Here is a 22,580-nt window from a genome sequence, read left to right as displayed (position 1 = left end):
TGCCAAAAAACGTCCTTCTCCAAAAGATAGGTTTTTTTGCTTTCAGTACGGTGGACTCTCCATCGACGCTGCATTCGATGACTCATTACCCGCCGGGGTGGAATTGTCATAGGTATCCCGTTTAGCCCATATATTCCCATTTTCAACATAAGTCCATATCCTGTTCAGGCCGGTTCTGAATGGAACATGCACATGCAGCCTACTGACCAGGTCGCAGCCATGACATTTACTAAGGATATTCAAATGATTGTATTTAGGAGTTTTTTCGCCCTCTTTTGTTTTTTCCTGGCGCTGTTCATCCCTCATACCGTTGGAGCAGCTCTTAAAACGGACCTGTCCTATGTCGCCAACCAACTGACGTTGAACTTTGACGCTGGTGCGTCGAGCGGCGGTGAAGGCATCATCAGCTATAGCTGGAGTTTCGGCGATGGCGATACCGGTAGCGGCGCTCGCGTCAGCCACACTTACGCATCATCCGGCAAGTACACCATCACGCTGACCGCCACCGACAGCACCGGCAACAGCGCAACGCAAAGCGCCGCAGTATCGGTCGGCGAGGTCCGTACCGGCTTCGAGGAGGGGGTCATGTCGCCGATGTCCGTCTGCACGACCCAGGGGCCCAATTTCGTCGTGCCGGCCCAGGTGGCCGATGAGGGGCTTAATACTGCCGGCGCCGGTGGCGAAACGGCCATCAAGGTGAAATGGTTTCAGTCCTCCTACAACGGAACCCGCATGACCAAAGGGGCTGAAATGTGCTCGCCGATCAATGTCTACAAGGAAGCCTGGATCGGTTTCATGTTCTATCTGCCCGCCAACGGCTACCCTACGGATAAGGAAGCCGGCATGTTCCAGATCTTTGAGGCGGGCGGTTGCAGCTCCTGGGCTGGAATGCTGAGTATCGTAAACAATAGCTTGCGCATTGCGCATCGGGGTTCCTGCGGCGGCGCCACGCAAAAAACCATCGTTTCCGATCTGGCGCGCGACGCCTGGATTCCGGTCGTGGTTCATCTGGTGGCATCGCACCAGTCGGACGGGCAAATTCAGATATGGGTGGGTAACGCCGCACAGAGTTCGCCCACTTACAGCGCCACCGGCATCAATTTGGGCTTTGGCGACTGGAACGGCGACGAGCTCGCCAGTGGCAGTCAGCTTTATTTCAAATTTGGTCAGTACGATTATGACACCGGGAACTACACCGCCGGAGAGACACGCACCTCGTACTACGACAACGTGCACATCATCGGTACGGCCGCCGGCAACGGCTGGAGCGCCGTTCATCCCACCGTCAGCAGTTTCGCCTATTCCGGCATTGCCTATGCGGCCAGCACCCAGCCGGTGGTCACCCGTACCGCAGAGTACGCCTTCGACGGTTCCGCCGACACCAAATGGCAGGGCAGCGGCCAGAACGGCTGGCTGCAATACCGCTATGCTGCTCGCGCCGCCACCGCCATCACCAGCTATACGCTGACCAGTGCCAGCTCCGCCGCCGCGCGCGATCCGCTCGACTGGGCGTTGTTGGGCTCCAAAGACGGCAAAAGCTGGACCACGCTGGATACACGCAGCGGCCAGACCTTTGCCAGTCGCGCAATGGCGCGTCGTTTCACCATTACCTCGCCCGGCAGTTACGCTTACTACCGCCTGCGGATCGACGCCAACAATGGCGATACGGCGGCCACCCACCTCGGCGAACTGACCCTCGCACCCTGATTGACCAACGTGCGAGCCCCAAACGCAAAGCGAGCCTGCTGTTCGCAGGCTCGCCGATTTTCCAGGATAACGCACCCAACACTGCCGACAATCAGGTGGGTTAAATCAGTGTGATTGCAGGGGATTAGCCTTCATCCATTCCGGCACCTGGATAGCGGTAATTAAAAAAGGGTCCATGATGAACATGAACCCTTTTTACACCAGCCACTGGATCGTTCAACCGATCCTTAACCGTTCGGCATTACAACGCCTGCCGCTGCTGTTGCAGGGCGATCAGGTGGTCCGCTATCTGGCGAATCACCCAGAACGCCGTCTGCCCCACGTCGCTGTTCATTTCCGGATCCAGCGAGGTATCCACGCTTTTCAGGAAATCCGCTTCCAGTGAATCGACAAAGGCGTCGAAGTCGAACTGACCGCTGCGCGGCAGCTCTTTCTGGCTCAACACCAGATTGAGACGCCGGGTCACCATCTGGATGGCCTGCTCGAACGCCTGACGCTGCGCTGGCGTGATATACCCGCCCCGGTCGACCAGTTCGGTCCAGCGGGCAGGGGTGTCGGTATCATGCTCGGTCATGTTTGGCTCCCTGTCAGCTTACCTGCAGATTAGTGGATTTGGGGACTTTGTAGTGATTGTTGACGTTGTCCAGGTTGGCGTTGTTGACCTTCACGTTCAGCCCTTCACTGTCGCTTTTCACAAACGAGAACTTGCCGTTCTGCGCATCGATGTTGCTCAGGTTGAGGTTCCAGTTACCCTGCTGGCCGCCGTTGGTGCGAACGAAGGTACCGAAATCTTTCACCTTGAAGTTATCGACGTTGAAGTTGGCGTCGGCATTCAGCTGGAACACCTTATCAGAGGCGCCCTGTGCGCTGCTGTTGGTGATGTTGACGTTAGCCGGTTTACCGGTGTTGCTCTTCACCGTCAGCGCGTCTTCACCGACGTTGGTCCAGTGCACGTTGTCGATTTTGGCGTCGCCGTGCAGGTGGATGCCGTCAGCCGCGTTGTTGCCGAAAATCACGTTCTTGACGGAGCCGCCGTCAGCCACTTCAAACAGCGGTTTCTGCCCCTCTTTCTGGCCGCCATCGCCTAATGCCGGGCCGGCTACGTAGGTTTTACCCTTACCGTCAAACACTTCGCCCGGGCCAACCTTGATCGGCTCATTGACTACGATGGCGTTGGCGTTATCGGCGGTGGGGAACGACACGGGGCCAGCCTTGCCTGCGCTGCCAGTGGATGCCGTACTGTTAGCGTCGCCGGTGGCGCCGGTAGCGTTACCCCCGCCTACGGTTGGCGTTGCGCCACCGCCAGTGCCACCACCGACTGACGGAGTTGCGCCACCGCCAGTGCCGCCACCAACTGATGGAGTTGCGCCACCGCCGGCGCCGCCACCGACTGACGGAGTTGCGCCACCGCCGGCGCCGCCACCGACTGACGGAGTTGCGCCACCACCGGCGCCGCCACCGACTGACGGCGCTGCGCCGCCGCCGGCGCCGCCACCGACTGACGGAGCTGCGCCGCCACCAGTACCACCACCTGATGTCGGGGCTGCGCCGCCGCTATTGCCGCCTGAGCCGTCCTGCGGCTGACCAAACTGATTTTTCTGGTTTTCCATCAGCATGGCGATCAGCGCCAGCAGAATTTTCAGCAACGGATTGTCGCTGATCTGGCCGCCGCCATCCTGGGTAGGGGAGATGCCATTGCTGAGCGCGCTTTCGCCGGTGTCCTGCAGCAGCGATTTGCCAAGACCCTCAAGGCCGGATGAACCGCCCGTACCCTGTGCTCCACCGGTTCCCTGTGCGCCGCCCGCACCTTGTGCACCGGAAAGCCCGCCGTTGCCGCCCGCGCCGCCGGTCAGACCGTTGCCTTGCTGCCCCTGACCGCCCTGTGTGCCGTTTTTCGGCATTAATATATCCAGCAACTTGGTCAGCAGGTCACCCAGGCCGTTCTGACCCTGTTGCCCGCCGCCCAGCCCCTGGCTGTTGCCCAGACCGCCGTTCTGCGCGCCGCCTGCGCCATTGTTACTACCAAGTGTATTGTTACTACCGAGTGTATTGTTGCCGCCGAGCGCGTCGTTGCTGCGTTCCAGCGGATTATTGCCGCTTCCCTGCGCACCGCCGTTGTTGCTCAGCAGCGCAGCCAGAACGATCGCCAGCGCTTCCAGTAACTTGGTTTCCTGCGAAGAGGATTTATTGCCGGAAAGCCCGTTATTGCCCAGCCCGCTGTTGCTGGTGCGGTCCGCGCCGCCCAAACCGCCCAGCCCGCCTTGCAGACCTGAGTTGGGGATACTGAGTGTGATACTGATGTCAGCCATAATGTGCCTCTTTACCCAAAGATGAGATGCCGTTCCCGAAACAGGCAGACCTCTGCCTGCCACCAGATAAGTGAAAAAAGCGCCCGATGAGTTCCACGGTGTGGGTAACGATCAGGCGCATAAGACGATTAAACCGTGGTTTTCCCGCTATCGACGCCGATGGCATCCGGTGCGGGCGTCAGGCCGGGTTGCCCTTTGCCGTCAGCCAGTTCGCCGGCGTTATTGCCGGCGCCAGCGGCGGCGATACCACCGGTTTCAGGGGCGGCGCCACTGAGGATGGGAGCAGCACCGCCGCCAACGGCGGGCGCAGCGCCGGTCGCGTTGCCAACGCCGGGGGCGGAACTGCCACCGGAAACCGGCGCCGCGCCGCCGGAACCATTGCCGCCGCCCGAACCGCCTTGCGGCTGGCCGAACTGGTTTTTCTGGCTTTCCATCAGCAGCGCCACCAGCGCCAGCAGGATCTTCAACAGCGGGTTGTCGCTGATCTGGCCGCCGCCGTCCTGGGTCGGGGAAATGCCATTGCCGAGGCTGCTTTCGCCGGTATCCTGCAACAGCGATTTACTCAGATCTTCCAGCCCGCCCGTGCCGGATGCACCCCCAGCACCCCCAGCACCCCCAGCGCCTTGCGCGCCGGAAGCTCCGCCGCTGCTGCCTGCGCCGCCCAGCCCGCCGCCCTGCAATCCCTGACCGCCTTGCGCCCCGTCTTTCGGCATCAGCAGGTCCAGTAATTTGGTCAAAATATCGGTCAGGCCGTTCTGACCCTGACCGCCGCTCGCGCCGAGCCCATCGGCCAGCCCGCCCGAACCGCTTCCCAGCCCCTTGTCCAGCCCGCCGCCCAACCCATTGCCCTGACCACCGCCGAGCGCGTTGCCCGCGCCGCCGCCGCCAAGCGCATCGCTGGTGCGGCCGAGCGGACTGTCACCGCCGCCCTGACCGCCGTTATTGTTCAACAAACTGGGCAGCAGGGCGGTCAGGACCACCGCCAGCGCCTCCAGCAGTTGGTTTTCCTGCGCGGTCGATTTCTTGCCGGAAAGCCCGTTATTGCCCAGACCGCTATTCAGATTGTCTGCGCCGCCAACGCCCCCCAGCCCGCCGTTCAGGCCGGCACTGGGAATACTGAGCGTGATGTTGATATCAGCCATAGTTCGCCTCTTTTCATCAGGATGTGGACGCCCGTTATGGAAAACGTGCGTGTGTCAGCACGGCAAATGCCCGCTGTTTGCTGAGTAAGAAAAGTGCGGCGGCGGTTCCGCGCCGTTAGCGACGACGCCGGAAAGAAATTCCGCGACGGACGGGAACCGACGGCGGCGGCATACCACTCAGCAGTCATCACCCCTATTTATCCAGCACACGGGAGAAGGCCAATGTTGGGCAATATCAATCATATTCAGCGTCAGCAGTCGGTGACGGACACACAGCCCGCCGCCGCTAACGCAAGCCATGCTTTGACGCAAGGCAGCGCGTCGGTACCTGGGCAGTCCGCCTCGGCATCATTGCAGCGGGAAGGCATGCATGCCGGTATGGCGCAGGTCAGTCAGCAACCGTCGTTGCCAAAAAACGAAGGCGCGCAGATTGGCCGCTCTCCCAATCTGAAGGACATGCAGCCGGCTATCGACCGCGCGCTGTCGCCCGCCTCGGCGAAAGACCTGGTGTCGCTGGATAAAAAGGGCCAGCTTACGTTGGGCGATGGGGTGTCCGATCACCTGAAAACGCTGCTGTCGCAGACAATAGGCAAAAACAGCCAGCCGTTTGTGGCGCATCAGGCCGCGGAGGACGGCAGCCAGCATCTGCTGATGGACAAAAGCGGCCGTCTGTTCAGCCTGCAACAATCCGGCGACAGCTTTGTGGCGCTGCACACCAGCACGCCGACGCAGGCCGGCAAAGCCGGCGAGGCGCTGTCGGGTAAGAATAAGGCCAGCTACACGCTGGGGATGGATGACACCCACGTGCGCGCGTCTGTCGTCAATCACAGCGGCGTCAACACCATCAACCTGCCGCAGCCCGGTCAGGCCGCGCAGGCGCAGTTGACCGGGGTGCATACCGATCCGGCGCACGGCAATGAAAAACTGCAAATACATGACAAGGCGCTTTACAGCCTGAACGCCGATCAGGTGTGGGAGAAGAAAAGCGATACGCCGCACGGCCAGCTTGCCGGGCAGGCGGATGGCAAGCTGTATGCCGTCAAAGATGACAAGACGCTGGCTAACCTGTCGGCGGGGCACGATTCAGCGCCGTTTGCCGACAAAATCAAGTCGTTCTCAGCCAATGCGCAGGGCAATGTGGCGGTGCTGACGGAAAAAGACAACAGCACCACGCAGATTCATCTGCTGCCGAAAGCGGATGCGCCCGCCGCGGACCACAAAACGCTCGACCTGAAACTGGACGGTCAGGTGGCGCTGGCGCGCGGCAGCGAGCAGGTGAACGCCAAAGCGGTTGGGCTGGAAGGCAATCGGCTGTTTGTCGCCGATGACGAAGGTAAGGTTTTCGCCGGCAAACTGCCGCAGGATGGCGGCAACACCGTCAAACTGGAACCGTACCATAGCCCGGCGCTGGAAGCGGCGTTTGGCGATAACCACAAGGTGCAGGGATTTGTGGCCGGCGAGCACGGCACGATGCATGCGCTGGTCAACGACGCAGCCGGTCAGAAGCATCTGGCACCGCTGGCTGACGGTAGTAAACCGGGGGAAACCGAAGGATTCAAACCCGGCTGGAACCTGAGCGACGCGCTGGTGGTGGATAACAAGACCGGGTTGAATCCGGCGCGGCCGCAGCCCCACGATGTGATGGACATGGGGCGGCTCGGCACCATGGCGTTGCATGAAGGCAAAGTCCACTACCTTGACGGCACCACCCAGAACTGGACCAAAACCGACGTCGGTGCCAGCCAGTTAAAACGCGGTTTGGATAATCAGGCGTATGTGCTGGATGACGGGCAGGTGAAGAAGCTGTCCATCAACCAGAAGGCGGACAGCGTTACCCACGGCGATAACAACGTGTTTGCCGTGACACAGGGGCGCAATTCGCCATCGGCGGGCGACCCGCTGCCGGGGTTAGAGAAAAAAAGTGGTGCCACTGCACTGGCGGTGGTGGACGGCAATAAATTTGTCACCGCCAATGATCAGGGTGAGTTGCAGTTGCACCTCAACAAACCCGGCCTGCAGCGCGCGGCGGTACCGCCGCAGCCACTGCCGACCGCCGGTTTGAGCGGCGAGGTGAAGGATCTGGCGCTGGATAAGGATCAGAATCTGTTTGCCCTGAATAAGGACGGCCAGTTATTCAAACTGGATAAACAGGCGTTACAGGGTAACGCCGAAGCGCGCGCCAATGCCCAGTGGCAACCGGTGACGTTGCCTGACAATGTCAAAGCCGAACACCTGTCCACCACCAAAAATCATGAACCGGCGATCTCCGAAGATGGTCATCAGCAGCACCAACTGACTCAGGGCGGCTGGAAAACCACGGTGCCAGAGGCGCACACCGCCGGCAGTCAGCCGCGTGCGGCTGAAACCACCTATGACCGTCTGGCTGGCGGCACCCACGCGGCCCGCATTCCGTTGACGAATCTCACCGGGAAAGTGGAGGCGCAGGTTCTGGGGCGATCCGGTATGGAAAACCATAAGCTCAACAGCAATTTTGGCGACTTCCTGGGCGCTTATGTCAAAGAAACCGCCAAAGAGATGGCGAGAAAGCCGATTGACGCCGCCCAGCATCAGATAAAGGGGCGCGACGGGTTGTCATCGGTCTATGACGCGCAGGCGAATATGTTCAAAAAGCTGGAACAGGCGGTGTCATCCCATACCTGGAGCCCCAAACGCGATGACCTGCAAAGCCGAATGGAGAAACTCGATCTGGGCGAGGCGGGCAAGCCGCTGATGGCGGAGCTGAAATCGTTCCAGAACGATCTGGAAATGAGCGCCGCCAAGTCCGCGACCCTGCTGGGTAAACATCAGGGCGTGCTAAAAAACAGCGGCGAGGTGAACGAAAAATTCAAGCCGTCGGCCTTCAAAGCGGTCGTGCAATCCATGAACGACAAGCGTTCCGGCAAGGACCTGAGCGTGGCATTGTCGACGGTGATGAACGCGGCGCCTTTGTCCAAAGACAGCAAGGTGGGGGAATTGCTGAACGCCTTTGTGGATAAGAAAGTCGACATGAGTTACCAAAGCGACAAGGTGGCGACCGGGCCGCGCCGCGATCTGGGGGATGCGATGGCGCTGACCAAGTCCCGTCTGGCGCTGGATGTGATGACCGCGAGCGATCTGCACCGCGTCGTCGACAAGCTGGAAACGTTGTCCGGCAAACAGCCGACCGCGGCTGACCTGAAACCGATTCAGGCGGCGCTCGGCGAGCTGCGCGACCAGCAGTACGGCGGCAACGAGGTGAAAAAGATCACCGATATGGGCTTTACCCGTTTTGGCGCGCTGGAAGCCGATTACGATGCGGTGAAAACCTTTACCCAGGCGTTTGGCAATGACAAGAGCGCGGTGAACCTGACTGCCCGTACCACGCTGGAAGCGAGCGATAAAGCGGGGCTGGCGAGCAAGCTGAAGGACACCATTCTGTCGCTGGATAACGGTGAAAGTCTGGCGGTGAACCGTAACTATAACGCCGGGGCCAGCACGGCCTATGTGCCGGCCAAAGCCAAAGTGATGCTCAACGCCACCGCGTTCCCGATTATCCCCAGCGGCGGCGTCACCGGCGACCGCGCCTACAGCCTCAGTTTCAGCCGCGGCGAAAACGGCATTGACGTCAACTTCGGGCGCAACGGCGGGCTGAACGCCAAAGTGGGGGTGGCGACCGGTCAGTCGCCGAATGACGCCAAGAAAGGCTTTGATTTTGATGATAAAAAACACACGCTGGCGCTGGATGTCCGCTTTGGCGGCAGCGTCAACGCCGGGGTGGGGACCGTACAGCAAAACGGCCTGAAGTTTACGCTGAGCGAAAAAGAGCTGCCCGGTTTTATCGACAATCTGATAGAGGGCAAGGTGAACCCGCTGGATCTGGTCGCCAAGGGCAATGACCACCGGGTGAAAGAGGGGTTCTCGATTAAATTCGATCTGGATGCCGCGCTGACAGCCGATGCGCGCGCCGAGGTCAATCTGGCGGATAAACCCAGCGCGGCGCAAAAAGGCAAAGTGCCGACTTCGGCAGGCCGACTTTCCGTCGGGGTGGGCGCCGGGGCGAACCTGATGTCGGCAAGTCATGAGCACAGTACCGTGCGCGGTGAGTTCACCGAGCAGAACGCCACCACCAATAACCGGGCCCGCTTTATGAACCAGGTCAACGTGGGTGCCAATGCCACGGCGTTCGCCGGCATCACCAATCCTACGCCGAGCGGCTCGTGGACCGCGCCGATAACGAACAACGCCTCCATCACGATGACGGTGGATACCAAAACCAACCACAGCATCAGTATGCAGATGAAACCGGCCCAGCCGCTGCAGGGCAAGGACATGGACAGCCTGATTTCATCGCTGGAGAAAAACTTCGCCGATCCGGAAACGCAACAGGTGCTGAAAGGGGTGAAAGACCTGACGGACACCGGAGAAAAACTGGCGATCCTCAATAAACATTTTGAGGCCAAAACCCCGGCGGGCGATGCGCAGTACGGCGCCATTCAGGGATTGCAGTCCAAAACCCGGCAACATGAGGCGGCGGAAAAACAGGGGGCGACGCTGGACAGCGCCAGCTACAGCACGACTTACGCCAACCTGTCGAAACTTGACAGCAACGGTATTTTCCATGCGCTGCGTAAGCTGGTCAGCGATAACCTGCCGCCGACCAACGCCGAGCGTATTCACGGCTTCATGGAGGAAAACCCGGCGCTGAAAGCCGTGGTGCAGAAGATGCAGTCGCTGACCAACGCCACCGCCGGCGTCAGCCTGGAGCTGAAAGACGAGGTGAAAACCAAAGTCGAAAAAGGCATTCAGAACAATACGCTGGGCAAGGATGACATCGCGGCGATTTTCCGCGACAGCAACAATCTGCGCATCAAATCCATCGATTTCACCCAGACGGTGAAAAACAAGGAAGGGCTGGCGTTCCCGCTGCCGATTGTCAGTGCCGGCAGTAGCGCTGACGTCAGCATGACCAAGCTGCTGGGCAAGATCAATTTCAGCTACGGTCAAAACCAGAACAGCCCGAGCAGCTTCAGTCTGGAAGGGGCGATCGCCAAAGCCAACCCGGAAGTCTCTCAGGCGGTCAATCATATGCACCAGCAGGGCATCACGCTGGCGAAACAGTAATACGGCAACGGAACGAAAAACCACAGGAGCAAAGCGATGACATCAGCACGACAAACCTCAGCACAACAACTGGCGGCGCGGCTGCTGCAACATTTCAGCCAGTTCAATAAAACCCGTCTGACGCTGAATAACGGCATCTGTGTACTGAACGGCGCGGACGGTCGGGAAGCGGCGGTGATTGAGGTGCCGGGGCAAAGCGACAGCCTGTTGCTGCACTGCCAGTTGATTAGCCTGAAAGGCGAAGACCGACCGGCTATCTACCGCCTGATGCTGCTGCTCAATTTCGAGATGGCGGCGATGCGCGGTTGCTGGCTGGCGCTGGATGAGTACGACAATTTACGCCTGTGCAGTCAGTATCCGCTCGACAAGCTGGATGACGCCGGTTTCAGCGCGCTGCTGAACGGCTATATCCGGCAGGTTGAAGAAACCCGTACCTTTATCGAACAGACGCTGGCGCAGGCTAACGCCGCCTGACCTCACTGCCGACAACGCACGCCCCTGATACCGCCGTATCAGGAACATCACGCCGGTCAGGCGTCCTGAGCCTGACCGGTTTCTCCCTGACTCGCTTCACAGTACCCCAGCCAATCTCATGAATGCTAAGATATTTACTGATTGTACCGTTATTCGGTACACCGGTGTGGCAACGAGCAGAGAGAGCGATGAGCAAAAACAGGCTACAACCCGGTTTGATGGCGATCCACAGCAACCATCCTGAAGCCCTGCGCGACGTGTTGGTGTCGTGGATGGCGGCCAATCCGCTGGCCGGGCTGGAAAACGAGCTGATTCTGGTTCAGAGCAACGGCATCGGACAGTGGCTGAAACTGGCGCTGGCGCGCGATGCCCGCGACGGCGGATGCGGCGTCGCGGCGGCGCTGGATGTGCAGTTGCCGTCGCGCTTTTTCTGGCAGGTTTACCGTGCGGTGCTGGGTCAGGAACAGGTGCCGGAAACTTCGCCGTTCGATAAATCCCTGCTGGTGTGGCGGCTGCTGCGGCTGCTGCCGGGTCTGCTCGCCCAGCCTGAATTTGCCGCGCTGGCGCGCTTTCTGCAGCAGGACGCCGACTTGCGCAAGCGCTACCAACTGGCTGAGCGGCTGGCCGATCTGTTTGACCAGTATCAGGTGTATCGCGCCGACTGGCTGGCGGAGTGGGCCGCCGGGCATGATGTGCTGGCGACCAGCCGGCGCGGCGTGGAGCCATTGCCGGACGATCAGCGCTGGCAGCCCCTGCTGTGGCGGGCGCTGTTGCAGGATACCGGCGAGGCGCTGTCCGGCACCAGCCGTGCGGCGTTGCACCGGCGTTTTCTGGATGAAGTACAGCGACGGGGCGACGCCGACCGACCGGCGGGATTGCCGTCCCGGGTGATGGTATTCGGTATTTCATCACTGCCGCAGCAGGCGCTGGAACTGCTGGCGGCCATCGGCCGCTGGACCCAGATATTCATGTGCGTGCATAACCCGTGCGAGCACTATTGGGGCAACATCATTGCCGACAAGGATCTGCTGCGCGCCGAACGCGCCCGCCAGCAACGCAAACCCGGTATGCCGGAGGTCATCGCGCTGGAAGAATTGCATCAGCATGCCCACCCGCTGCTGGCGGCCTGGGGTAAACAAGGGCGCGATTACATCGGCCTGCTGGATGAATACGACCAGCGCGAGCAGTACGAACCGCTGTTGCAGCCGTTGATTTCACGCATTGATCTGTTCGACAGCAACGGCGAAGGCTGCCTGCTCAATCAACTGCAGGAAGACATTCGGGATTTGCGTCCGCTGGCGGAAAGCCGGGCGCGCTGGCCGGCAATCGATCCGCATCAGGACTGTTCGATCCGTTTTCATGTCGCGCATAGCGCGCAGCGCGAAGTGGAAGTGCTGCACGATCAACTGCTGGCGGCGTTTGCCGCCGACCCGACGCTGCGCCCGCGCGATGTGATTGTGATGGTGCCGGACATCAACGGCTACGCGCCGCATATTCAGGCGGTGTTTGGGCTGATCGACCGGCAGGACTCGCGCTATATCCCGTTCAGCGTGGCGGACCGCGGACCGCGTCAGAACAACCTGCTGCTGGCGGCGCTGGAGCGGTTGCTGAACCTGCCGCAGTCGCGCGTGGCGGTGAGCGATGTGCTGGATTTGCTGGAGGTGCCGGCGGTGCGCCAGCGTTTTGCCATCACCGAAGAGCAGTTGCCGCTGCTGCAACGCTGGATTCGGGCCGCCAACGTGCGCTGGGGGCTGCATGCCCGCCAGCGTCAGAGCCTCGACCTGCCGGATGCGCCGGAACAGAACAGCTGGTTTTTCGGCCTGCGCCGGATGCTGCTGGGGTACGCGGTGGGCGCCGGCGACGCCTGGCGGGATATTGAGCCGCTGGATGAAATCGGCGGGCTGGATGCGGTGCTGGCCGGTCAACTGGCGTTGCTGCTCGACCGGCTGGATTACAGCTGGCAGCAGCTCTGTCAGCCCGCGACGCCGGTGCAATGGGGCGAGCGGTTACGCGCGCTGCTGAACACGTTTTTTGCTGCGGATGAGGGCGAAGACGGCTTCATGCTGCTGCAACTGGATGAAGGGTTGCAGAATTGGCTGGAGGCCTGCGAGTCGGTGGCGTTGGAACAGGCATTGCCGCTGTCGGTGGTGCGGGAGCACTGGCTGGGGCTGTTTGAGCAGTCGAGCCTGACCCAGCCTTTTTTTGCCGGCGCCGTCACCTTCGCCACGCTGATGCCGATGCGCGCCATCCCGTTTCGCCACGTCTGCCTGCTGGGCATGAACGATGGCGATTATCCCCGCAACCGGGTGCCGCTGGATTTCGACCTGATGGGGCAGGATTACCGCCCCGGCGACCGTTCCCGACGCGAAGACGACCGCTATCTGTTTCTGGAGGCGCTGTTGTCGGCGCGCGAGCAACTGTATATCAGTTGGGTCGGGCGCAGTATCCACGATAACAGTGAGCGGCCGCCCTCGGTGCTGGTGGCGCAGTTGCGCGACCATCTGAGCAACGGCTGGCAGACTGCCGACGGGCAGGCGGTGCTGTCGGCGCTGACGGTGGAACACCGGTTACAGCCATTCAGCCCGGATTATTTTACCGCCGGTAGCCCGTTGTTCAGCTATGCCCGCGAATGGCGCGCCGGTCTGTTGCCGCAGGAGGTGTCGATGGCGGATGCCGCGTTGGACGAGTATCTGCAGGATGGCGTGCTGACGCTGCGTCAGCTGGCGGATTTTGTGCGCGACCCGGTGCGCAGTTTCTTCCGTCTGCGCCTTAACGTCTGGTTCGAGCAGGAAGACGCCACCAGTCAGGATCAGGAGCCGTTTGCCATTGATGCGCTGGAAAACTGGCGCCTGCAACATGAGCTGATTCAGGTGCAGCAAGCGGCGTTGCGCCAGCATATTCCCCGTGAACAGGCGCTGACGGAACAACTGGCGCGCATCGCCCGGCGCGGCGAACTGGCGCCGGGCGGCTTTACCGCGGTGCTGGAGCAGGATTTGGCGGAGCCGATGGCGGATCTGTTCACCCGTTATGAGCAGGAACGGGAAAAATGGCCGGAGTCGTCGCCTGACGAACCGCTATCGCTACCCGATATCCCGCTGGAAGACTGGCTGAACGAGCTGCGCGTCGACGAGCAGGGCAACCGGTGCCGGCTGGTGCTGGAAAGCGGCGGGTTGCTGCATGCCACGCGTCGCAGCTATCGGCTCGACAAGCTGGTGCCGTTCTGGGTGGCGCATCTGGCCGGGCACCTTGGCGGACAACCGTTGCACAGCACGCTGGTCAGCAAGAACGGCACCGTTCACCTGCCGGCGCTGGAGCCTGAGCAGGCGAAAGCCTACTGGCAGACGCTGGTGGAGGCCTGGCGGGAGGGGATGCGTTACCCGCTGCCGCTGGCGGTGAAGACCGGATTTCGCTGGCTGGAGGCGGGCGGAGAGCCGGATCAACCGCCGGACGGCGAGGCGGGCAAGGCGGCGCGCCAGTGCTACGACGAGCATGATCCCGCCAACCGCAAGTTTGCCGAGTCGGCGTCTAACGCCTATCTGGCGCGGGCTTTCCCGAGTTTCGACCAACTGTGGGCCAATGGCGAGTTCGCCCGCTGGACACAGCTATTGCTGGCGCCGCTGTACCAGACGCTGAAAGCGGCGTCGGCGAAAAATAAAAAACCAGGAGGCCAGTCATGACGGCGCGTGCGTTACCTTCTGTGCTGGATGTGCTGCGCTTTCCGCTTTCCGGCAGCCGCCTGATCGAAGCCAGCGCCGGTACCGGCAAAACCTTCACCATCGCCATGCTGTATGTGCGGCTGGTGCTGGGGCACGGCGGCGAGCAGGCGTTCTCGCGCCCGCTCAACCCGCCGGACATACTGGTGGTGACCTTTACCGATGCCGCCACCCGCGAGCTGCGCGATCGTATTCGCGCCCGGCTGGCGCAGGCGGCCGCTTACTTTCAGCCGGATGGCAAGGATGAGGCGGTCGATCCGCTGCTGCAGGAACTGCGCGCCGACTACCCGCCGGAACAATGGCCGGACTGCGCGCGCAAATTGCAACTGGCCGCCGAATGGATGGATGAGGCGGCGGTGTCCACCATCCACAGTTGGTGTAACCGGATGCTGGGCGAACACGCCTTTGACAGCGGCAGCCTGTTTAACCAGACGCTGGAAACCGATCAGAGCGACTTGCTGCTGGAGGTGGTGCGCGATTACTGGCGGACGTTCTTTTTCCCGCTCGATGCCCGCGATGTGCTGGAACTGCGCGATAGTTGGCCGTCGCCGGAAAGCTTTTATCGCAGCGTGACGCCGCTGCTGGAGTACGCCGACGACATCGGCATCGATGACCTGCCCGCGCAGATTTTCAGCGCGGTCCGCGAAGAGAAAACGCGCCGGCTGGCGGCGCTAAAAGCGCCCTGGCCGCAGTGGTGTGGCGAGTTGCGCGACCTGCTGAACGAAGCGGTGGCACAGAAGCAGGCCAACGGACACAAGCTGCAGGCCCGTTATTTCGAGCCGTGGCTGGACAAACTGCAACACTGGGCCGCCAGCGACGAGACGACGCTGGATATCGGCACCGGCTGGACGCGGCTCACCCCGCAAGGGCTGCGGGACGCCTGGAAAATCCCCGACGAGGCGCCGCAACATCCGGCATTGACCGCGATGGAGACGCTGCAACAGCAGTTAGACGCGCTGCCGGAACCGCGTAGTCAGTTACTGAGACACGCCTGTCGCTGGATAAGTCAGCGATTCCAGCACGAGCAGGAGAGCCGGGCGCAAATGGGGTTTCAGGACCTGCTGACCCGGCTGGATGCCGCATTGCGCGGCGACAACGGCGAGCGGCTGGCGCAGCGTATTCGCCGTCAGTTCCCGGTGGCGATGATCGACGAATTTCAGGACACCGACCCGCTGCAATACCGTATTTTCGATACCTTGTACCGGGTGGCGGACAACGACCCGCAGCAGGGACTGATCCTGATCGGCGACCCAAAACAGGCGATTTACGCGTTTCGCGGCGCCGATATCTACACCTATTTGCGCGCTCGCCGCGATACCGACGGGCGGCATTACACGCTGGGCACGAATTTCCGCTCTACTCAGGCGATGGTCGGCGCCGTCAATCAGGTGTTTATGCAGGCGGAAAACCGTGCCGACGGCGCGGGCGCGTTTCTGTTTCGGCAAAGCGACGGCGGCAATCCGGTGCCGTTTTTGCCGGTGCAGGCTAACGGGCGCGACGAGGCGTGGGTACTGGAGGGCGCTGACGCCGCGGCGCTGACCTGCTGGACGCCGGCGACGGACCAGCCGCTGTCGTCGGCGGAATACCGCCAGCGCATGGCCGCCGGTTGCGCCCGCGAAATGGTGCGGCTGCTGCAGCTCGGCGGGCAAGGTCGGGCCGGTTTTGCCGTACCGGGGCAGCCGCTGCGCCCGGTCAGACCGGGGGACATGGCGGTGCTGGTCAATACCGGGCGCGAAGCGATGGCGGTGCGCGCGCAACTGTCCGCTCGCGGCGTGCGCAGCGTGTATCTGTCGGACCGGGAGTCGGTCTTCGACAGCCCGCAGGCCGGCGAACTGCACTGCTGGCTGGCGGCCTGCGCCGATCCGGAGAACGATCGGCTGCTGCGCGCCGCGCTGGCGACTCCCTCGCTGGGGCTAAGCTGGCAGGCGCTTGACCGCCTTAACCACGACGAGCAGGAGTGGGAGCGCCGGGTAATGCAGTTTGTCCGCTACCAGAGCTGCTGGCGACAGCAGGGCGTATTGCCGATGCTGCGGCGGCTAATGTGGGAATTTGATGTGCCGCGCCGGTTGCTGGCCGCCGATAACGCCCGCGCGCTGACCGATGTGCTGCACCTGTCGGAATTGCTGCAACAGGCCAGCGTGCATCTGGACGGCGAGCACGCGCTGATCCGCTATCTGGCGGAGCAGTGCCAGGCGGATAATCCCGGCGGCGACACCCTGAAACTGCGGCTGGAAAGCGATGCCGATCTGGTGAAGGTGGTTACCGTCCACAAGTCCAAAGGGCTGGAGTATCCGCTGGTGTTTCTGCCGTTTGCCTGCGCGTTTCGCGCCGTCAGCCAGCGGGATGTGCCGCTGAAATTTCATGATGATGACGGGCAGCCGCGCCTTGAACTGACAGCCAGCGACGAGGCGGTGCGACGCGCCGACCATGAGCGGCTGGGCGAGGACCTGCGTAAATTTTATGTGGCGCTGACCCGCGCCCGCTACGCCATGTGGCTTGGCATGGCGCCGTTGAAAGAGCTGGAAAAAAGCGCGCCCGGTTACCTGCTCGGCGCCGGTGAACCGTTAGACCCGGCGCAGCTGGCGCAACAGTTGTCGGCCTGGTGCGGCGCGGACAGCCAGATTACGCCGTTGCCGGAAACGGACGAGGACATTTACCGCGCCGAACAGGATACGTCGGCGCTGGGGCAGGAGCCGCCGTTGCCGAATATGCGCAGCCACCGCTGGCGCATTACCAGCTATTCCGGGTTGCAACTGGCGCCGGAAGGGCATTACCGCGAATATCGTGAGCCTGCTGCGGGCGATGTGCCCGAAGTGCAGAGCGCGAAGCAGGAAACCTTTAGCGAACCGCAGGCAACAGCGGAGCGTCTGCCGCCGTTGCCGACCGGCCACGATATGTACAGTTTTCCACGCGGGGCGGCGCCGGGCAGCTTTCTGCACGGCTTGCTGGAGTGGGCCGGAAAAGAGGGCTTTGCCGCGCTGGCGGCGGATCGATCCCGGGTGGAGGATCAGGTCGCGCGGCGCTGTAACCGGCAAGGCTGGACACAGTGGATACCGATGCTTACCGATTGGCTGATGGCGCTGCTCAATCAGCCGCTGGCGCTGCCGACGCAGCCCGGCAGCGCGGTCTCACTGGCCGGGTTGACGCAGTATCAGGTGGAAATGGAGTTCTGGTTTGCGCTCAGTCAGGTCGACACGCAAGTCTTGGATCAACAGGTCAGGGCCGCCACGCTGGCGGGCGAACCGCGAGCGATGCTGATGCGTGAACAGCTTAACGGCATGCTGAAAGGGTTTATCGATTTGGTGTTTGAACATCAGGGGCGCTACTACGTGCTGGACTACAAATCCAACTGGCTGGGGGCGGATGCCGCCGACTATGACCCACCGCGTATGGCGCGCGCCATGCTGGATCACCGTTACGATCTGCAACTGGCATTGTATCTGTTTGCGTTGCACCGCTTGCTGAAGTCCCGCCTGCCGGATTACGACTACGACCGCCACGTCGGCGGCGCGTTATACCTGTTTTTGCGCGGCAGTCAGGCGCCGGGCGGCGGCGTCTGCGCCCAACGGCCGGACAAGGCGCTGATTGACGCGCTGGAGAGCCTGTTTAGCGGCGAAACGGAGGCGACGGCATGAACATGACCAGTCATGACGAATTAACCCTGTTGCTGGACCAGTGGGTGGGCTGCGGCTGGTTGCGGGAGCTGGACCGGGCGCTGGTGCGCTTCCTGCATCAGGAATGCCCTGATGCGTCGCCTTTGCTGCTGCTGGGGGCGGCGCTGGTCAGCTATCAGCTTGGGCGCGGGCATGTGTGCCTCGATCTGGACGCCACGCTTGCCGACAGCGGGTTTTCGCTGGCGTTGCCGCCGGAAGGCGATCGTAGCGAAAACCGTAAGATCGCGCGTCCGGCGGAGGTGCTGGCGGGCGTTACCCTGTCGGCCTGGCAGGCGGCGTTGCAACAGCCGCAGTTGGTATCGTCGGGGGAAGGCTGCACGCCGCTGGTGCTGGTCGGCGCGCGTCTTTATCTGCGTCGCTACTGGCGGTACGAGCAGGATGTGCGGCACGCCATCACGCAGCAACTGAAACAAAACGACGCGCTGCGGGCGGCGATAGCGCCTGCGGCGCTGCGTCAGCGGCTGGATGCGCTGTTTCCTGGCGACGCGGCCGACGCTGCCAACTGGCAGAAACTGGCCTGTGCGTTGGCGGCGGGCAGCGCCTTTAGCATTATCACCGGCGGGCCGGGCACCGGAAAAACCACCACCGTGGTGAAACTGCTGGCGCTGTTGCAATCGCTGGCGCTGGAACAGCACGGCAAACCGTTGCGTATCCGGCTGGCGGCGCCCACCGGCAAGGCGGCGGCCCGCCTGAACGAGTCGATTGCCGGGGCCATTGCCGGCCTGACGCTGGAGGGGCTGGCGCAGGGCGAGGCTATCCGGGAACAGATCAACAGCGAAGTGGTGACCTTGCACCGTTTGCTGGGCAGTCGGCCGGATACCCGGCATTTCCGGCACCATGCCGATAACCCGCTGATGCTGGATGTGCTGGTGGTGGACGAAGCGTCGATGGTGGATCTGGAGATGATGGCGGCGCTGCTGGCGGCGATGCCGGCCCGTTCCCGCCTGATTCTGCTGGGCGACAAGGATCAATTGGCGTCGGTAGAAGCCGGCGCGTTGATGGGCGAACTGTGTCAGCGCGCCGCACAGGGGCATTACCTGCCACAGACCCGCGACTGGCTACGGCAGGTCGCGGGAGAGGCGCCGGACGATTCGCTGCTCGACCCGCAAGGCAGCGCGTTGGATCAATCCATCGCCATGCTGCGCCACAGCTATCGCTTTGGCGCCCACAGCGGCATCGGCCAACTGGCGGAGGCGGTGAATGCCGGCGACGTGGCGGCGCTGGCGTCGATCTGGCAGCAGGGGTATGCCGACCTGGCGCACCTGACGTTGACGGCGAATGATAACCGCACGCTGCGTGAATGGGTTATCGACGGCGCCGCCGATCGATTCGGCGCGCAGCCCTCTGCGGCTACGCCGGTGGGCTACGGCGGCTACCTGCGACGGATGGCCTCGACGCGGCCGGAACTGACGGCGCCGCAAAGCGAGTTCGACCTCTGGGCGGCGCAGATTCTGGACGCTTTCGGTCAGTTCCAACTGCTGTGCGCATTGCGTAACGGACCGTGGGGCGTCGACAGTATGAATGAGCGCATCGCCCATCTGCTGTATCGGGACGGCTTGCTGGCGGCCTGGCAAGGCTGGTATCCGGGGCGGCCGGTGATGGTGACCCGCAACGATTATAGTCAGCGGCTGATGAACGGCGATATCGGCATCACCCTACAGGTGCCGCTGCTCCAGCCGGACGGCTCACGGGGATGGGCTACCCGGGTGGCGTTTCCCGCCGGCGATGGCTCATCGGGCATCCGCTGGGTGCTGCCGGGGCGATTATCGGCGGTGGAAACGGTGTTCGCCATGACGGTGCACAAATCGCAAGGGTCGGAATTCGCCCACACCGCTTTACTGCTGCCGGAGTCCTTAAGCCCGATCCTGACCCGCGAACTGGTGTACACCGGCATTACCCGCGCCAAATACGCGTTCAGCCTCGGCTGCGTGGGGGAGCACAGTACGGTGCTGGCGGAAGCGGTCGGTCGGCGGGTATTACGGGTAAGCGGACTGGTGGAATAAACGGCGGTTATTCTTAAGGCGGCATGATGGATTATGCGATGATGCCGCCTGTCTGGAACAATTGGTGCCGTAATATAGCGATTCTTTAACGAATTATTATCTAAATAAGTAGTTTTGATAATGCATTGACACTGAAATACATTTGGGAATTTGAGGTAAGTTGGGTACACTCCGTGGCGTCAACAGGGGCCACGAGTTTGTCAGTCGACGTCGTAGGACATAATGAAAACAACTTACTGTTAATTTAATAATGCATACTGAACAAAGAGATAATAGTGAATTGCTGCTCACTGAGTGGCAAGAGCTTGTTAATTTGACTCCTTCTGGCGCTCACCAATTATTGAGCGATTTATGCGAAGAAGAATTGCGTCAGCTGGTCAGCGTGTTTTACGACTATATGCTTCAGGATAAACAGGCCAGTATTTATCTCAATACCCAAAAAGTAGCCGATAAACTCAGTGAAAGTATGTATCACTGGCTACGTTCAGTATTGGGCAGCGCCAAAGGGTCATTATCTGTATTGCTGGAACGGCAGCAGCAGGTTGGCGTTATTCATGCGCGCATCGGCATTCCGACCGATCTGGTGGCCCGAGGGGCGCGTAAACTGAAAAATGAACTGTTCAAGCTGCTGGCCAGAAAACGAAACCTGGATGCCGCACTGATTAATCAGGCGGTCTGTTTTAGCAGTCTGGTTATGGATACCGCGATTGAGGCCATGACAACCGCGTATTCTCCCGGTTACAAAAGTGCGATGCGCGATCAGGAACGCTATCGCATTTTGTCGATTTATGATGATGTGAATGTTGAAAGGGAGCGGCAGCTTGGCGCATTAATGAATTGGGAGAATCAGTTCATTTATAACGTGGCGACCGGGCTGCCGTCTGAAGAGATTATCCTGCTGGAAAAATCGGAATTTGGTCTGTGGTTTTTTCATAAAGGCCGGCATTTGTTCAATGGTCCTGATTTATTGCAAAAGCTGGAGGGATTGATCCGGCAGGTGGATAGCCGGGTGAGAGAGACATTTCCCCATCACGTTGAAAATACGGCAATACGCACGCAATTATTACGCGACATCCGTCAGTTAATTGGGCAGGTTAATGCAATTCTGTGCTCAATGTTTGATGAATTGATCCGATTCGAAAATGGCAAGGACCCACTGACGAATCTGCTCAATCGCCGCTTCATCCCGACTATTATGCGGCGGGAAATCGCACTGGCTATCAGTTCGGGAAAACCCTTTATTCTGGCTATGATTGATATCGATCATTTTAAAAAGATCAATGATAGTTACGGGCATGAAACCGGCAATCTGACACTTAAAACGATCGCGACGAAAATATACGAAAGCGTGCGAAGCAGCGATTATGTTTTTCGTTATGGCGGCGAAGAGTTTATGGTGTTGCTGGTCGAAACCCAGGCGCAGCAAGCTTCCATGATCTTTGATTCGATTCGTCAAATGGTCGCCGGGTTGTCTATTCCGGCAATGGCGGAACAGGGGGTATCGGTGACCATCAGCGTTGGGATTGCCGAGTTCGATAACCACCCCGATTATCAGCAGCTTATCAAAAAGGCTGACAGTGCGTTGTATCAGGCCAAAGCTAACGGCCGCAATCGAATCGAGATATTTAATTAACGCAAAATGCCGGTCCCGCCAACCGGGATCGTTACGTTTGCCGTGGTGAAGACGATTAGCGCATGGTTTAACGTTACGGCGAATGCCTGGCTTTGATGCGGTCGGTTTTGTTTGTTTGGCTGGGGAATGAATAGATCAGCTTCTTGAAGCGTTTACGCGTTGTCTGCTTTGAGGAGATTCCCGTTATGATGCGCATCATTTCCGTCGTGACCGCCGGGCTGCTGATAAGTCCAACGCTTCACGCAACGCCGCTCAACTATACTATTTCAACCAATAAAACCGTCATTAAGCTTTCATGGCGCGCATTTGGCGGTACGTCACAGGCGTATCTGGATGGCGTAACCGGGGACGTTATGCTGGATTCCGCCAAAGAAATCGATGACCGTATTGAAGTGAAAATCCCCGTTGCGACGCTCGAAGCGTCCAACAGCCTGCTGACCTATCAGCTGAAAAGCGGCCTGTTTTTTGATGCAACACACTACCCCTGGATTGTTTTCACCAGCAGCAGAGTGGTGGCGCAAGGGTATGGTCACTTTCGTGTGTTTGGTTCGCTGTCCGTCAAAAACGTTCAGCGTCCGGTCATTCTGGAGGCGACGCTGGAGGAATATGGCGGCGCATCGCCGGCGGGGGGGACGTTGTTTCTCCATGCGACAACCGCTATTTCACGTTCGGTCTTTAATATGGATCGGTTTACGGCGCTGGTGGATGACAAGGTCGCGATTAATATTGACCTTCAGGCGCAAGTCCGACGCGCATTATAACCGTCCTCCCTTATAACAGTCCGTCCTTATAACAGCCCTCCCTTCGCGCTTTGGCTGTTGCAGC

General features: G+C 60.7%; 11 protein-coding genes. 8 read left to right on the top strand and 3 right to left on the bottom strand.

Features of this window, described 5'->3' with window-relative positions; all coding sequences use genetic code 11:
• Nucleotides 1-243: 243 nt before the first annotated feature.
• The gene (locus CVE23_RS11650) at nucleotides 244-1,707 is read left to right on the top strand and encodes a PKD domain-containing protein (RefSeq protein WP_188726064.1); all 1,464 of its coding nucleotides are present in this window, start codon (nucleotides 244-246) and stop codon (nucleotides 1,705-1,707) included.
• A gap of 241 nt (nucleotides 1,708-1,948) precedes the next feature.
• Here CVE23_RS11650 and CVE23_RS11645 read toward each other — a convergent pair whose 3' ends face one another.
• From CVE23_RS11645 to CVE23_RS11635, 3 genes are all read right to left on the bottom strand, one after another.
• A complete protein-coding gene (locus tag CVE23_RS11645) occupies nucleotides 1,949-2,281 on the bottom strand; it encodes a hypothetical protein (protein ID WP_038919140.1) in 333 nt (110 codons plus the stop codon).
• 13 nt (nucleotides 2,282-2,294) lie between these two features.
• Nucleotides 2,295-4,016: a pectate lyase gene (locus CVE23_RS11640; protein ID WP_100849591.1), complete on the bottom strand. Its 1,722-nt coding sequence runs from the start codon at nucleotides 4,014-4,016 to the stop codon at nucleotides 2,295-2,297.
• A 128-nt stretch (nucleotides 4,017-4,144) separates the two neighbouring features.
• Complete coding sequence (locus CVE23_RS11635; protein ID WP_100849590.1) at nucleotides 4,145-5,158, bottom strand: type III effector protein; 1,014 nt, start codon at nucleotides 5,156-5,158, stop codon at nucleotides 4,145-4,147.
• Between the two features lie 222 nt (nucleotides 5,159-5,380).
• Between CVE23_RS11635 and CVE23_RS11630 the strand changes: the two genes are divergently transcribed.
• The 7 genes from CVE23_RS11630 (at nucleotide 5,381) to CVE23_RS11600 (ending at nucleotide 22,516) form a co-directional block, all read left to right on the top strand.
• Nucleotides 5,381-10,258 (top strand): AvrE-family type 3 secretion system effector, encoded by a 4,878-nt coding sequence (locus tag CVE23_RS11630; RefSeq protein ID WP_100849589.1) that lies wholly within the window; start codon nucleotides 5,381-5,383, stop codon nucleotides 10,256-10,258.
• A 36-nt stretch (nucleotides 10,259-10,294) separates the two neighbouring features.
• On the top strand, nucleotides 10,295-10,732 hold the full coding sequence (locus CVE23_RS11625) for a type III secretion system chaperone (protein WP_038919136.1): 438 nt from the start codon (nucleotides 10,295-10,297) through the stop codon (nucleotides 10,730-10,732).
• A 188-nt stretch (nucleotides 10,733-10,920) separates the two neighbouring features.
• Nucleotides 10,921-14,409, top strand: coding sequence for an exodeoxyribonuclease V subunit gamma (gene recC, locus CVE23_RS11620; RefSeq protein ID WP_100849588.1), 3,489 nt, complete (start codon nucleotides 10,921-10,923; stop codon nucleotides 14,407-14,409).
• Nucleotides 14,406-18,080 (top strand): exodeoxyribonuclease V subunit beta, encoded by a 3,675-nt coding sequence (gene recB, locus CVE23_RS11615; protein WP_100849587.1) that lies wholly within the window; start codon nucleotides 14,406-14,408, stop codon nucleotides 18,078-18,080. Before recC ends, recB begins: the two co-directional genes overlap by 4 nt.
• The gene (gene recD / locus CVE23_RS11610; RefSeq protein ID WP_100849586.1) at nucleotides 18,077-20,122 is read left to right on the top strand and encodes an exodeoxyribonuclease V subunit alpha; all 2,046 of its coding nucleotides are present in this window, start codon (nucleotides 18,077-18,079) and stop codon (nucleotides 20,120-20,122) included. The genes recB and recD overlap by 4 nt, the downstream gene beginning before the upstream one ends.
• A 250-nt stretch (nucleotides 20,123-20,372) precedes the next feature.
• A complete protein-coding gene (locus CVE23_RS11605; RefSeq protein WP_100849585.1) occupies nucleotides 20,373-21,755 on the top strand; it encodes a diguanylate cyclase in 1,383 nt (460 codons plus the stop codon).
• Nucleotides 21,756-21,940: 185 nt separating this feature from the next.
• Nucleotides 21,941-22,516: a YceI family protein gene (locus CVE23_RS11600; protein WP_100849584.1), complete on the top strand. Its 576-nt coding sequence runs from the start codon at nucleotides 21,941-21,943 to the stop codon at nucleotides 22,514-22,516.
• Nucleotides 22,517-22,580: the final 64 nt, after the last annotated feature.

Origin of the sequence: Dickeya fangzhongdai (genome assembly GCF_002812485.1) — a bacterium.
Taxonomy (GTDB): Bacteria; Pseudomonadota; Gammaproteobacteria; order Enterobacterales; family Enterobacteriaceae; genus Dickeya; species Dickeya fangzhongdai.
The sequence above is the reverse complement of the archived record's forward strand: the minus strand, read 5'-3'. Positions and strand labels throughout refer to the sequence as shown.